Annotated in this window: 8 protein-coding genes; 3 read left to right on the top strand and 5 right to left on the bottom strand. The window is 55.3% G+C overall.

The window, feature by feature from the left end:
• Positions 1–87: 87 nt before the first annotated feature.
• Together ACIX8_RS17585 and ACIX8_RS17590 are read left to right on the top strand one after the other, a co-directional pair.
• Positions 88–726: a PAS domain-containing protein gene (locus ACIX8_RS17585; RefSeq protein ID WP_014266725.1), complete on the top strand. Its 639-nt coding sequence runs from the start codon at positions 88–90 to the stop codon at positions 724–726.
• 285 nt (positions 727–1,011) lie between these two features.
• Entirely contained in the window at positions 1,012–1,704 is a 693-nt protein-coding gene (locus ACIX8_RS17590; protein WP_014266726.1) for a Crp/Fnr family transcriptional regulator, read from the top strand.
• A 209-nt stretch (positions 1,705–1,913) separates the two neighbouring features.
• Here ACIX8_RS17590 and ACIX8_RS17595 read toward each other — a convergent pair whose 3' ends face one another.
• From ACIX8_RS17595 to ACIX8_RS17605, 3 genes are all read right to left on the bottom strand, one after another.
• Positions 1,914–3,260 (bottom strand): tannase/feruloyl esterase family alpha/beta hydrolase, encoded by a 1,347-nt coding sequence (locus tag ACIX8_RS17595; protein WP_223295369.1) that lies wholly within the window; start codon positions 3,258–3,260, stop codon positions 1,914–1,916.
• Positions 3,261–3,518: 258 nt separating this feature from the next.
• The gene (locus ACIX8_RS17600; RefSeq protein WP_014266728.1) at positions 3,519–5,252 is read right to left on the bottom strand and encodes an alpha-glucosidase; all 1,734 of its coding nucleotides are present in this window, start codon (positions 5,250–5,252) and stop codon (positions 3,519–3,521) included.
• 152 nt (positions 5,253–5,404) lie between these two features.
• Entirely contained in the window at positions 5,405–8,941 is a 3,537-nt protein-coding gene (locus ACIX8_RS17605; RefSeq protein WP_014266729.1) for a TonB-dependent receptor, read from the bottom strand.
• A gap of 374 nt (positions 8,942–9,315) precedes the next feature.
• Here ACIX8_RS17605 and ACIX8_RS17610 point away from each other — a divergent pair, with 374 nt between their 5' ends.
• Positions 9,316–10,614: a hypothetical protein gene (locus ACIX8_RS17610; protein WP_150110651.1), complete on the top strand. Its 1,299-nt coding sequence runs from the start codon at positions 9,316–9,318 to the stop codon at positions 10,612–10,614.
• Between the two features lie 47 nt (positions 10,615–10,661).
• On the opposite strand, the gene ACIX8_RS17615 is transcribed toward ACIX8_RS17610, so the two are convergent.
• Both ACIX8_RS17615 and ACIX8_RS17620 read right to left on the bottom strand, forming a co-directional pair.
• Positions 10,662–12,104: an efflux transporter outer membrane subunit gene (locus ACIX8_RS17615; protein WP_014266731.1), complete on the bottom strand. Its 1,443-nt coding sequence runs from the start codon at positions 12,102–12,104 to the stop codon at positions 10,662–10,664.
• A complete protein-coding gene (locus ACIX8_RS17620) occupies positions 12,097–15,273 on the bottom strand; it encodes an efflux RND transporter permease subunit (protein ID WP_014266732.1) in 3,177 nt (1,058 codons plus the stop codon). The genes ACIX8_RS17615 and ACIX8_RS17620 overlap by 8 nt, the downstream gene beginning before the upstream one ends.
• Positions 15,274–15,280 lie beyond the last annotated feature (7 nt).

A 15,280-nucleotide genomic window follows, 5' to 3' on the forward strand; every position in this document is an offset into this window, starting at 1 on the left:
CAGCGCCCACGATCGAATGCGCTCTATCCAGCGCATGTACGAATTACGAATAGTGCTGGGCGGCTTTAGAGAGAAAGCTGACGAACAATGAGCAATAGACTCAATATCAATGTAGACGCAATCAAAAAGCGACTTGACAGCCCAGACGAACCTCTTGGGTCAGCAGAGGAGCGGGCGGCCATTCTCTCGGGAGACGAGAATGAACGATTCTCCAAGGCGATCCAGGCTCTGCAGAAAGCATCACCTGCTCTAGAAGTCTTAGTCTCTGCCGTTGAACATGCTCACGATGCAATCATCGTGACTGAAGCCGGCCAACTCGATCTGCCGGGGCCGCGCATCGTATACGTAAATGAGACCTTCACAAAGACAACTGGTTACACCTTTGATGAAGCGTTTGGACGCTCACCGCGCATGCTCCACGGACCAAAGACCGATCGGGCTGCTCTCGACCGTATCCGCAAGGCGTTGACCTGTGGGGAGTCAATCCGAATAGAACTCGTCAACTATCGGAAAGATGGGAGCGAATTCAACGTGGATCTATCGATAGCGCCTATGAAGGACGAAAATGGGTGGTTTTCTCATTTTGTGTCGATCCGGCGAGACGTTACAGAGCGGGACTACCTTCGCAAGCGACTGCAAGAGAGTGAAGACCGGGTACGCGCTCTAATGGAGGCTATCCCTCAGCCCAAAGAAACATGTAACACATCCAAACGATTTAAGCAATAAAATTAGCAAACAATCCAAGCAACCAAAATTAGCATTGAAAATGCTAGGATTTTTCCGTTTTTTATGTTGCTTATAGGGGACAATTTTCTGTTGCTTATAGTAGAATCTGGCCTACCAGCAGACAAAGAGAGGGTTTTTTACTCTTATGAAGGAGTTTGTGGACACAATCCTCCCCAACCCCCTTCCTGGTGGGACATTCGGCTTCCATTGCAGAGCAAACGAGTGCTGACAGCACGTTCTTAGCTACAACGTTTCTGCAGTTCAGGCCGAACTCGGGAGTTTCTTATGCTGAAATGTCTCAACTGCCCACAACTTGGGAAGAATCCGTTTTGCAGTCTCGGTTCCGACGCACAAGCATTCCTGGAAGAGTCCTCAACAGAACTCAGCTATCCCCAGGGAAGCATCATCTTTCGCGAAGGCGATCAAAGTCACGCTGTCTACTTCCTCTGTTCTGGGAAGGTCAAGCTTTGTGCGTCCTCGAAAGATGGTCGAACCATGATCCTCCGCATTGCGCAGGCCGGCGAGGTCCTGGGTATAAGTGCCGCACTTGCAAAGGGAGAATTTGAGGTGACGGCCGAAGTATTGGAACCGTCTTCTGTTCGTGTTCTAAAAAACAAAGATTTTGATCAAATGCTCCACCGTTATGAGGAAGCGGGCGCTGCAGCCGCAAAGTCGCTTGTACGCGACTATAAGGCAGCCTTCGACGATGCCAGGATGCTTGCTTTATCCAGCTCTGCGAAAAGTCGACTAGCTATGCTCATCCTTGGCTGGAGCGCCACGAATGCGAAACTTCCGGTCCCCGCCGCCTTCATTAAAATGACATTTACTCATGACGACCTTGGGGCAATGACCGCAACGTCCCGAGAAACCATGACCCGAGCTCTGGGACAACTGCAAAGGGACAAAATCATTGCGGTCCACGGAATTGCTCTCACGGTGCTGAATCCATCGGCTCTTGAAGCGTATGCCACTTCGTGAGCCCGTTTCTTCATGCCACAACGGTGACGGCAGCACACGGCTAAAGCAAATCTCCTGTAGGGGTATAGCGAAACCACGAAACTTATGGCCGTTTTTCGCCAGAAAACGGCACTGCACGCCCGATTCAACTCCCCAGTAACAGGAGATTTGCTCTAGAGCATCGTCTCGCGCATGGACCTAAGCCGGGTCCGAGCGATCTGCGAAGCGATCTAGCGAGACGAAGAGCAGCTAAAATTCGATGCCTCGTCGATGCTGCCAACACCCTTGTAGCGGGCGACCTGAGGATAAGGGCAGAGAGGGCGGGTCCGATCGATCTTACCCGCAGCCTTGTGGGCAGCGATGATCTGCTCAGGAGTCTTGCCTAGTTCCACCCATTGTTCCATCACGTTGATCTTGTCGAAATTATCGGGGCCCTCGCCACCTGAGCAATGTGCCATGCCGGGCGCCATGAAAAGACGGACCCAGTTTTGTTCTGTAACTTTGCTCGCTTCCAGCACCTCCTTGTAGAACTCAACGCTAGAGCCCGGGGCTACCTGCTGGTCGGCCCAGCCGTGATAGAGGAGCAGCTTCCCGCCATGTTTCGCGAATGCTGTAAGGTTTGGATTGAGTTCGTCGATATCCTTATCGATTGCGTGCGCCTTGGCAGAATCACGTTCAAGGTCGAAGGTGCGCCAGTCCCAATTGGGATCCTGGTACACAACGTAGCGGAACTCATCCAGAAACAGATCCGCTGGTTGAGGCCCACCAGCGAGGCGACTCCAGCGAAGTTCAGTTCCCGGCTCCACCCGTGGGAATAGAATCTGCCCTGTCCTGGTCGCAACGGGACTCGTTATAGTTTGGGCGGTTTGGACCTGACGTGCTGTAAGGCAATCGATGCCGTCCTCCGCTTTGCATTGCAAGCTCTTGAAGTCCACGTTACAACTCTCTGGAGCTTCGATTAGCCCGTCCTTCAATCCGTCCTTTGCATCGCAGGCCTCAAGAACAGCGCGATGGATCATTGGGTACTTCGCCGCGGGGATATAGGCTTCAGGATCTTTAAAAGTCTGAACAGCCAACTCGAGCGCCCAGGCGTTTCGGCGGATGTTGGCTGGATCGCCTGCGATAATGCCGTCGAATTCCTCCGGATAGCGGGAGGCCTGCAGCAGACCTTCGCGTCCTCCGCCAGAGCAGCCGTTCCAAAAAGAGTAGCGCGGGTCACGACCGTAGAACGCATGGATGAGAGTCTTGGCTTCGACTGTCATCTCGTGATCGGCGCGGTAGGCGAAATCGATGAGCTTCTCCGGATGGTTAACAATGAACGAAGCACTTGGGCCAGTGTGGCCATCGTCGGTGGCGCTTGTTGCATAGCCTCGACGTAGCGCGTCGGCCATCTCTCCGTAGGAGATGGAGCCACCCCAGCCACCACTGCCTACGGCGATAAACTTACCGTTCCAACGTACGGTGGGGAGCCATACTTCGATGCGAATGTCTGAGTCGGAAGTCGGCTTCAGATCTGCAGCGACACGACAGAAAGATGGCAGATCGCGAAGCGTATTTTCGCTTCCAGCGGGAGTCAAGTTGCCAGCTTCCACAATCTTTGCAAATGTGATTGATACTTTCGGCGAAACGAGTTGCAGAAGCCTCTCACAGGGTTCTGCGTATAGCGCAGCCGGCAGAACCATCATGAGAAATAGAACAATCTTGTAGGGCTTGCGTCCAGTAAACATACACAGAACTATATATCTCGTGATTTGCCGCCAGAGCAAATGAGGTTCCTGTTGTCACAAACTGCGACTTGTTTAAAAGTCAATGCAGCACGAACAAAGCAAAATGAGCTACTGAACGCACTCCGCCACAAGAACCCCAAACGGTGCGAGCGTTATATGCTCCAGCGAAAAGTTCTCTCCGCTGGTCGACGGCGATGCATAAAGAACTTTTGCGGAACGAGCATGCACATCCCCTCTCAGTGAAAGGTGCTGCGTCTGCGCGCTCATGTTGAGCGCTATCACCACCGTGGAATGGTTGCTCTTCCTCAGATACGCAAATGTGTTCGGATCATCGCGATCGATGGACTCCTGCGTGCCGTCCCGCAGAGCGGGCACCGACTTACGCAACGCAAGCAGGGTCTTATAGGTATTGAAGATGGATTCAGGGTCCCGCTCTTCCGCGGCTACGTTGTAGGTGGCCGCGCTCGGAGGAACCGGCAGCCAGGACTCTTTCGACGAGGTGAATCCAGCTTCAGGAGCGGCGCTCCATTGCATCGGAGTACGCTCGCCGTCGCGCCCCTTTTCCTTGGGCCAGCCCAACTTGCCGATGGGGTCGCGCACGTCTTCTTTCCGAGCAGGATCGGTGGTTCTCATCCCAAGCTCTTCACCGTAGTACATCTGCGGGGTTCCGCGCGTCGTTAGCAGAAGCGTAGCCAGCAGCTTTGCGATCTGATCGTTATGTACGCCGTCGCCATAACGGTCCCATTGCCGAGGCTGGTCGTGATTGCTGAAAAAGTACTCAGGCTGTCCGTGAGCGGTATTGTTTTCAACCTCATCGAAGAGTCGTCGAAAGACGGGCGCAGATAGCTTGTTGACATCCGCTATCTGAAAATCCATCGGGAGTTGTATCTCGTCGCCATTGCCGTAGACCTTCGTCAGTTCGGCAATGTTCGGCTCATCCGCTTCTGTGAGCAGGACGGGATCGCCGGGATACTTGTTGACGGTCCGGCGCAGTTCCTTTAGCACATCGTTTACCTCTGGAAAGTTATCGGTGTACTTGTGCTCGATATTGCGGTCGCCATAGGCATTCCGGCCCGGCAGGTAGGGATCGTCACGCAGTTGGGGGTCTTCAAACAGCCGGGAAACTGCATCGATGCGGAAGCCGGAGACGCCGCGTTGCAGCCAGAAATCGAGAACGCCCTCCATCGCCTTATGTACTTCCGGATTGCGCCAGTTCAGATCGGGTTGCTGCACGTAGAAATAGTGATAGTAGAACTGCTTCGTGGTCGGATCGTAGGTCCATGCAGAGTGGCCAAACCAGGATTGCCAATTATTGGGCGGTCCCCCCCCGGGCTTGCCGTCGTGCCAGATGTACCAGTCGCGTTTTGGATTGGTGAGCGAGGAGCGGGATTCCCTGAACCATGGGTGCTGGTCGGAGGTGTGGTTGATGACGTAGTCCATGATGACGCGGATATCGCGTTTCCTGGCCTCCGCCACGAGCCGTTCAAAGTCGGCCATCGTTCCGTAAAGCGGGTCGATCGCTGTGTAATCCGAGACATCATAGCCGTTATCGATGCCGGGCGAAGGATACATCGGCGAGATCCAGATAGCATCGATTCCGAGATTGTGCAGATAATCCAGGCGCGATGCGATGCCATTGATATCGCCGACACCGTCGCCATTAGAGTCCTGAAAGCTTTTGGGATTGATCTCATAGATGACAGCGTGTTTCCACCACTCATCATGCGAATCGGGCAGAGCAGACGGCTGTTGTGCAACGGCGGCTATTCCTAGAAAGAAAGTCAGTAGGAAGGTAAAAAGGCGCAACACAAATTGCTGGATTGCCGTCTGTTTCAATTTCATTGTTTTCACCTTTATCTTTATGCAGGCCTATTCCAAGCCGAGACCGCCTAACATCAGTGAGAATTTTCTGACACGAAGGCGGGCGCCATTCCTCGCGGTGTTTGCGCGATGAGTGGGAAGCGGGAATGATCCGGCTCCCCACTCCAGGGTTGCTAGAACGAGACCCTCACAGCGAACTGCAACTGCCGCATGTTCACATTCTGGTCGAGTCCTACGATCTGCCCCGGCGTTCCACCAGCACTAAGCGAGCAGTCGATACAGGGGCCGTTCGTTTCATTGCTGGCGGTTGGCAGGCTGAGCGCAGGATGGTTGAAGAGATTGCTCGCCTGAAAGATGAACTGCCCATTGACACGTTGAGTGATCGGAAACGTCTTGGACAGCGAAGCGTTTACCAGGAACTCACGCGGACCTGTAAAAGAGTTCCTTCCGGAGTTGCCGACGATGCCGAAGGCCGGTCTCTGAAACGGTCCTGAGGACGAACCGTTCTGGCTCAAAGGAGCGACGGGGGTGAAGAACGTAACCGTGTGCGTGGCAGTATTGAATGCCTGTGCCCCATGAGGAAGGCTCATTGGCGAACCGCTCGGGCGACAGAGGACACCGTTGCTGACGCTGGTATCGACATCTTCGTCGGCATTGCACTCCGCATAGGTCGGAGTGAAGGGCAGACCGCTCATCCAGGTTGAAGTTCCGCTCAACTCCCATCCGCCGATGGCATAGTTCACGAGCCTGTTCGCGCCGCCCGCGTACTTCTGCCCATGACCGAAGGGCAGGTCATATACACCGTACAAGTTGAAGACGTTGGTGCGGTTCAGATCATTGCGAGAGTAGGTCAACCCGGGGTCCTGATTGAAGTAAGTTCCCGAGTTATTCATGGCCTTGGACCAGGTGTAATTGGCATTGAGCGAAAGGCCGCCTCTCAATTGCTCCTTAAGGGATGTCTGCAAGCCCTTATAGTTGGCGTGAGCGGAGGGTGCAACGCTGTTAAGGCTGGTGTTGCAGCAGACCACGCCATTGTTGTTGAAACGGTTGAAGAGGGGCATGCGGGCGTTCACATTTCCCAGTTCCGCTGGGGTCGTCGGCAGACGCTGCGTATTCAGGTTGTATCCTTCGGTGGTGCCAGGATAGGTTCTCTCCGCCAGGTTGCCGACGTAGGCAATATCGACGGTCAGTCGCGATCCCATCTGTTGTTGCAGACTGACATTCCACTGGTCCACCCGGGCAAGCTGGAGGGTCAGGGGGCGAACCGAGGGATAGCTTGTGTTATTCGCCATAGGAATAAGTCCATTCGGTGGAACCACCGGAGGCGCAGGCAGGGTGGGGCCGTTGGCTAGGTTGAAGACGGAGCCGTTGGGGCCAAAGGACGCCGCCGCTGTCAGGCTCTGGGTTGTGTAGACGGGCGTATTTTCCGTCAGCGCCGTTCCGAACAGCGTTCCGTAGAACCCTTCGGAGTCGTACATGATCGCCGCTCCGGCCCGCAGAACCAGACTTGGGTTGACGTTATAGGCAATGCCTACACGCGGAGAAAAGTTCTTGTAATCCATCTTTTCGCCACCGTTGGTGCCGATGCCGCCAACGCCTGCAACCTGCACATATCCTGTGCTCAGGTTTACGAAACCGCCATTGCCCGCGGCGTTCACCGTCTCGGGGAAGGTCAGTTCCCAGCGCAGGCCATAGGTCAGGGTCAAGGCAGGCGTGACGCGCCAAGTGTCCTGGCCATAGTAGGCCATGCGCTTTTGGTTGCTGGCTGCAGCGTTGTTATAGACGATGAAGCGCTGGAAGCTCGTGACGTCGCCAAGCAGCGCCGTTCCGAGATCGAGACCGCCAGAACCCGCCGACGCTGTGCCCGGCAGGCCGGAGGAACTTGTGCTCGATGCATTGAATTGAAGTACGCCGGTGCGATTGGTGTCGCTCGCACTGCGGAGCTGCGTCGCATAGCGAATATCTCCGCCGAAACGGATAGTATGGTTGCCGGCTGTGCGGGTCCAATTGTTTGTGACTTGGTACTCGTGCTCGCTCTGCTTGAGCGGACAGTTGCAGATCTGGGTGCCGTTGTAAGTGACGTTCGCTCCCAGATTGGTCAGTGTACCGCTGCTGAAGAGATAGTCGGGATTGCCCGAGGTGTCCAGCGTTCCAGTATTCAGCCCCGGAATGCCAAGGGTCGTCGCAGGCTCCGTGCCGATGTCGGGCTTATTCTGATTTACCTGGTATTTCATCAGGCCGAAGCGGAAGTCGGTCGCCATTTTTGGGGTCAGCGCCATATCGAATCCCGCTGAAACACTCTGGTCCTGCGACCAGTCGGTTCCGGCAAAGTAGGAGCCGTCCAATCCAACGCCTCCGGCCGCACCAAAGATGTTGGATCCGCTCAGGGTGTAGCGCGCATAGTCGTAACGGGCAAACGTGTGCATCTTCTGCGTCGTTTGATCGTCGAGGCGAATGTCTGCCTGATTTGCATTGTTGGGGCCAAATCCGGATGCGGCGTAGTTGTTTGCGGTTCCTGCTCCCGCGACGTTGGGGGCCGGTAACTCTGAAAGGAGCCCAACGGCCTGGGGTGCAAGCTGGCTTGTGGGAATCATGTTGCCTGCGTAAGCCACTCCGGTGATTGGGTTGTATACCTGCCCCACATTCCCCGAGCCGAGATACTCACTCAGGTTGCACATAGTCGATGCAGGAGAAAGACAGGTACTGCGCACCAGGTTGGTGGGCACGTTGACGAGCAGGCTCTGGCCGCTCTTTTGCCGGGTCCCCTGATAATCCGCAAAGAAGAACGTCCGATTCTTGATAATGGGCCCGCTGATCGAACCGCCAAATCGAGCGTAGACATTGGGTGGCAAGTACCTGCCGGTCAAAGGATTGGGCTGAAACTGCGTGAAGGGATTGCGGGCCTGTTGGGCATCCGAGTAACGATAGAAGTAGACATCACCATGGAGGGCGTTGCTACCGGACCTCGTCTCTGCCGTAATGATGCCTCCCGAAGCTCCTCCAAACTCCGCGTTGTAGTTCTGGGTGAGCACCTGCATGCCTTGTACGGAGTCCAGGGTCGGATTGATGACGATAATACCGAGCACGGGGTCGCGGTCGTCCGTTCCGTCCAATATCCAGCTCTGCGTGCCGAAGTTTTGGCCGTTGATCGAATAGCTCGCCGATCCCTGGGGGTCCTGCGAGGCACTGTTATTGCCAGTCGACGGAGAGGTTCCTGCTGTCAGCGCCTGAGTCTGCATAAAGTTGCCGGTCAGATTGGGAAGATTGGCGATCGTCTTTTCGTCGACTCGATCGGAGATCTGTGCGGAATCGGTTTGGAGGGCTGGGGGCGCGGACGTGACCGTGACCTGCTGGCTGGTTCCGGCGATCGACAGGGTCTCGTCGACCTTGGGCGCTCCGTTTGCTGTGACTACAATTCCCTTCGTCTCCACATCGGCGAAACCGTTAGCCGAGACTTTGACCATATACGTATCGGGAACCAGACGGTCGATACGGTAATTTCCACTCTCATTGGATTGAACGGTCTGGTTGATACCTTTGTCGACGTCGGTGACAGTTACCGTGGCGTTTGGGATGGCAGCACCGCTGCTGTCGGCGACCGTGCCGTAGATTGAGCCGAAGACCGCTTGTGCCCTGGCCCGGTTGCCGGCGCACAGGACCAGCGCAAGCATCAGGTATAAGCCGGTGGAAATACCTTTTTTGAATATCATTTGGCGTGCCTCCTCAAAAGTTCCACACCAGAACAAGAGAACTTCCCGGTTGAACCATTCAACCGGAACTCCAGACCTGTATCGTCATGGTTCCGACTACGGCTGGATCTACTGTTATGGTGCGAAGAGCATCTTTATCGGAACACGCAAGCATGGGGAAGTTTCTCGTAGTATGTAGCTTTTTCTATCCATCAAGTCGTTATTTTTCAATAAGATATGTTGAAGTTACATCGCATGTAACATGTTTTTTGATGGGCGATGGCAGAACAGGAACAGGAGAGCGGACAACTTTTTAGGAGCATGGACAGTCCCTCTGCGCACTGCTAGAATCGCCATTCCTGAAAGAAGTCCATATGGCGGGTGCGGCTGTTTACATGTCATCGGTCGAAGACTCCCAGCGGATGATGGCGCAGGTTGAAAAGATCATTCGCAGTTCGGTCTTCTTTGGAGCCGAAACCTCCAGCAAGCTTCTCCTCTTTCTGGCAAATCGCGCCCTCAATACTCCGGAGTCCTCCGGCTCTTCGATGAAAGAGTATGAGATCGCGACAGAGGTCATGGGCCGAAAGAGCGACTTCGATCCCCGGTTCGATTCCGGCGTTCGTGTGCAGGTAGCCCGGCTCCGCACCAAGCTCTCGGAGTACATGAGCCATGAAGGCAGCGCCGACCCGTATATCGTCGAGATTCCGCGCGGCTCCTACAAGGTCACGTTTACTCCCAATCCAGGGAGCCATGAGGTCCTGGAGTCCCCTCCTGCGATTCCTACGGATCACACCCTACACCTCCAGACATCCATTCTTGCCCAGGAAACGCCTTCGCCTGTGTCTCACGCTGCGGGATATGGAAGTCTCGTCTGGATAGCTCCGGCTGTCCTCGTTGTCCTGATCGCAGCAGCAGCGGTGTCGTTTTTCCATCTCAGGCGGGAGCCTGCCACTCCCACTCGCGTGGTTCCGCTGGATGCAGCGGTACGAGAGTTCTGGCAGCCATTTCTGGCGGATTCACAAGGGCCACTCACCATCCTGAGCAACGCTCCGTTCAGCGGAAATGTCATCAATGGTTTGCACTACGACCAGCCCGGCGAGCATTCGTCCGATGTGCACTCCTATTACACGGGTATCGGGGAGGCCATGAGTATTCATCGGCTCGATATGCTCTTCGATCAGTTGGGATATCCCCTGCGTGTCAGGCCTGGCAGTCTGCTGACGGTGGAGGACCTTAAGGATTCCAACCTGATATTTATCGGGGCCCCGGTCGAAAACCTGATGATCGAAAAAGTGATTGCGCTGAAAGACTTTACCTTTCGCGAACTGACATCGGGGCCACGCACCGGACAGGTTGTCATTGACAACCACGCTCCGCAGGCGGGTGAACCTGCAATGTACATGGCCAGCAATACCCCGGATCATCCGCTGATCGATGACTATGCCCTGATCACCCGTATGCCCATTGATGGCACACACGAAGCACTTGTAGCGGCGGGAACGACTACGATCGGAACCGAGGCGGCCGTGGAATATCTCTGCGATCCCTCTACCCTGATGCATATCCGGCAAAAGATCACTTCATCCAGCCATGAGGATGCTTACGAATTGATCCTCCACATCAGGATCGTGGACGAGGTTCCCATGCATGCCGATATCGTTGCTGTTCGGCAGTACCGGTTGTCTAATAAATAGCCTGCCCTGAAACCGGCACGCCACGAGCGCTGCGTAGTGAGTATGCCTCAGGGCCTTCCGCCTCTCGGAGCCGGAGGAAAATGTTGTGGCCATCCGCCGGCAAGCGATTTGTACAGTAGAACGGCAGAGATGGCGCTGTTGGAATGGCTTTCCGCATAAGCGTCTTCGGCCTGCAGTTGTACTCTCTGCGCGTCCAGCAAATCCAGTAAACCGGTAGCTCCATTCTTAAAACGAACACTGGCAAGATCGGCTGCACGTTTACTATCGTTGGCCGCGAGCTGGAGTTGAACGTCACGATCCTGCGACCTCGCATAGCTCACCAGAGCGTTCTCTACGTCCTCAAGAGCCAGGAGAACCGACTGCTGGTACTGGGCAAGTTGTGCATCGCCATCGGCCCGCTTGGCTGCGATGCGAGCGCGAACTCTTCCTCGGTCGAGGAAGGACCAGTCGATGTTCAATGCCGCCAGGTTCACCGCGCTGACTCCATCGAACGGTGTATCCCCATGGAACTCGTTCAATCCAAGAAGGCCCGCGAAGTTGACACGCGGGAAAAGATCGGCAGTAGCAATACCGATTTGTTCTGTCGCAGCATGCAGGCGTTCCTCCGACGCGCTTACGTCGGGGCGACGGCGTACAAGATCGGCCGGTGTTCCAAGATCGATACGTTGAGGAAGATCGGGTAGTGGCTTTGCCACTTCAAGCTCGGAGACAAGAGCCTCTGGAGAGAGCCCGCATAGCACGGCAAGGCGGTGTTCATCGAGTGCGATCGCAGAGAGCAGCTCCGGAATGCGCGAGGTTGTCGTCTCCAGAAGAGCGCGTGCTCTCGACGTATCGAACTCTGTTCCTCTACCAGCTGAGTAAGCCGCCTCAACCAGCCGTACTGTTTCCTGCTCATTCTCAACATTCTCTCGCGCGATCCGAAGAAGTTCCTGCCGTCCACGGAGATCTATATAGGTGCTCGCAACTTCTCCAACCACGGTAACCTGCATCGCCGCGAGGTTACTTGCATCCGCAAGAGTCTGCTGGCGTTGCGCCTCTATGTTGTGACGAACGCGACCAAAGAAATCGAGTTCCCAACTTGCATTGATCCCTGGGGTAAAAAAGCGATTATTTCTCGGATAGCCAAACGCCTGGTTAGCGCCGAACTTCTGTCTTCCCACGCTCGTGCTCATCGTTACGGTGGGATAGCGGTCAAACTTTGCTTCACGCAATAAGGCATTGGCGCTGTCGTAATGGGCCAGCGCGACGCGCAGATCGTTATTCGCAGTAAGTGAACGCTGCACAAGCGAGCTGAGCTCCGGGTCATTGAAGCTATGCCAGAACTCCGGATCATCCGCGTCTGCGTGCGGGCTAACGTCAACAGACGCGGTATCGGGAGCGGTAAACTGCTGCGGAAGTACAAGCGTTGGCTGCTTGTAATGAGGGCCAACGGAACACCCGGTGAGCCCAAGAGAGAACACCGTCGCCAGAATTGATTTGCGATTAAGCATTGCTCACCCCTACGCCTCCGCAAGACTCTTCCGTTACTTCGCTAAGCTTTTTCTTCGTCCAGGTACGCAGTGCTACATAAAATACCGGAGTCAGAAAGAGACCAAACAAGGTCACACCGAGCATTCCAGAGAAGACGGTAATGCCTGTCGCGGCGCGAACTTCGCTGCCGGCGCCGTGCCCCAGGAGCAATGGAACCGAACCGGCGATAAAAGCGATCGAGGTCATCACAATCGGACGCAGACGCATGCGACAGGCTTCGAGCGCAGCTTCGACGATACTCTTGCCCTGAATCTCTAACTCTCGTGCAAACTCAACGATGAGGATCGCGTTCTTACAGGCCAGGCCCATCAAAACCACTAAGCCCACCTGCACGAATACATTGTTGTCGCCATCCGTGAGCCACACTCCAAGAAGTGCCGCGCACATGCATACAGGCACAATCAAGATGACTGCAAGCGGCAATGTCCAGCTCTCAAATAGAGCGGCGAGAACGAGGAAGGCCAGCATCACAGCAAGCGGAAAGACCACGGCGGCTGCATGGCTTTGTGTCACCTGCTGATAGCTCAAGTCTGTCCACTCAAGTACGATGCCACGGGGCAGCACCTTGTTCGCGATCTCCGTAAGCTTGGTGACCACCTGTCCGGATGAAAGCATTTTGGGGTCGGAGTCGCCGATAAGATCAGCGGCTGGGTAACCGTTGTAACGCATGACCGGATCAGGGCCATAAGTGGGTACGACCGTCACAACCGAGCCGATAGGCACCATTTCACCGTGCGCATTGCGCACACGCAGATTGCCGATGTCCTCCGCGCTCTGGCGATGGGTGGCATCGGCCTGCGCCATGACCCGGTAGACGCGTCCGAATACATTGAAGTCGTTGATATAGACCGAACCAAGATAGGTCTGCAGGGTGTCGAATAGATCGGATAATGCAATTCCCTGCGCCTTAGCCTTAACCCGATCCACCTTGACTTCGAGTTGTGGGATGTTGGCCTGGTAGGAGCTGACGGGAAAGGTCATCCCTGGAGTTTGCGCGACGGTGCTCTGGAACGTGTTCAACGCATTCTGCAGAGCACCATACCCGAGCCCGGCTCGATCTTCCAAATAAAGCGAGTAACCCGAGCCATTGCCGAGCCCCTGAATGGGTGGAGGCATCAAAGCATAGGTGAAGCCTTCCTTGATGTTCGCAAACTTGGCGTTCAGTTCTTTGTTGATCTCCGCTGCGCTGCGACGGCGCTCATCGAACGGCTTGAGGATGATGTAAGCCACCGTAAGGTTTGGTGTATTGACTTGCTGCAGCGCGCTGAATCCTGAGTTGGCGGCCACCATCTCGACACCATCTACACTGTGGGCAACCTCAATCATCTTGCTCGTGACCTCATTGGTGCGAGCGTGCGAAGCACCTTCAGGCAGCTTGGCCCCGGAGAAAAGATAGAGTTTGTCCTGGGTTGGGATGAATCCTCCCGGCACTTTGTTGAACAAAAATGTGGTCGTGGCCAGCAAAAACGCATATACGCCGAACACAACTCCACGGTGACGTAGCGTGCGCCCGACCGCACCGTGATAGTTCTCCGAGCTACGCTCAAAGAAGCGATTGAACGGATGAAACAGCCAGCCGAAGACCCGTTCGATGCCGCGAGCCAACACATCTTTGGGCGCATCGTGCCCTCTGAGTAACTGTGCTGCGAGCGCCGGCGACAAAGTCAGTGAGTTGACGGCGGAGATCACGGTAGAGATCGCGATGGTTACCGCAAACTGCCGGTAGAACTGACCAGTGACGCCGGAGAGAAACGCCATAGGCACGAACACCGCGCAAAGCACCAGCGCAATCGCAATGATGGGTCCGGATACTTCTCTCATCGCCTGGTGGGCAGCAGCACACGGATTTAAGCCCTCCTGGATATTGCGCTCGACATTCTCGACCACGACAATCGCATCATCGACGACGATGCCGATCGCAAGTACCATGCCGAATAGCGTCAGTGTGTTAATCGAGTAACCCAACAAATATAGCCACGCAAATGTGCCAACTACAGAGACTGGCACCGCAATGAGCGGAATGATGGACGCGCGCCAGGTCTGCAAGAACAGAATCACTACCAGCACCACCAGCACCACGGCCTCGATCAACGTATGCTCAACCGCACGAATCGATTCGCGCACGAACACGGTAGGATCCCAGATTGGCTTGTAGGCAATGCCGGGAGGAAAGTCTGCAGATAACTCGCGGAACCGTTTATACACCGAGTTAGCGACTCCTAAAGCATTGGCGCCGGGGGTAAGGAATATCCCGATCGCTACAGCTTTTTGGCGGTCGGAGTACATATCCATGGTGTAGTCGCTGGCGCCGAGTTCCACCCGCGCTACATCGGAGAGGTGCACGATCTGGCCGTCCCCGCCATCTTTGAGGACGATGTCTCGAAACTCTTGTTCACTGCGGAGGCGGCCTCGCACGTTGATCGAGATCAGAAGTTCGGTTGTCTTCGGCGAGGGCTCGGCTCCAAGCTGACCTGCTGACACCTGCACGTTCTGCTCGCGCACAGCGTTGACCACATCGGCGGCCGTGAGACCGCGTGAGGCGAGCTGGTTCGGGTCGAGCCAGAGACGCATCGCATAATCGCCGGAACCGATCATCTGGACATCACCAATACCGGGTAGGCGCGACAACTCGTCCTTAATGTGCAGGACCGCATAGTTGCGCAGGTACAGTGAGTCGTAACGTTTGTCGGGAGAGTACAAGCTCACGTACATGAGCGGCGTGGGAGATTGTTTCTGTGTGGTTACGCCGAACTGGCGCACCTCGTCGGGCAATCGCGAAAGCGCCTGGCTGACCCTGTTTTGCACGCGCACAGCTGCAGTATCTGGATCGACCCCGGGCCGAAAGGTGACCACGACTTGAAGGCTGCCGTCTGAGCCGGCGACAGACTTCATGTACATAATGCCTTCGACACCATTGATCGCCTCTTCAAGAGGTTCCGCCACCGATTCGGCGATCTCCTTTGGATTGGCACCAGGATAGGTAGCACGGACCACTACGCTCGGCGGGATGACTTCGGGATATTCCCCAGATGGAAGCATCGGGATGGCAATGAGCCCGAGCGAAAAAATGACGATAGATAGAACGATTGCGAAGATCGGCCGGTCAATAAAGAATTTTGAGAAATCCATGATCTGG

This window comes from Granulicella mallensis MP5ACTX8, assembly GCF_000178955.2.
Taxonomy (GTDB): Bacteria; Acidobacteriota; Terriglobia; order Terriglobales; family Acidobacteriaceae; genus Granulicella; species Granulicella mallensis.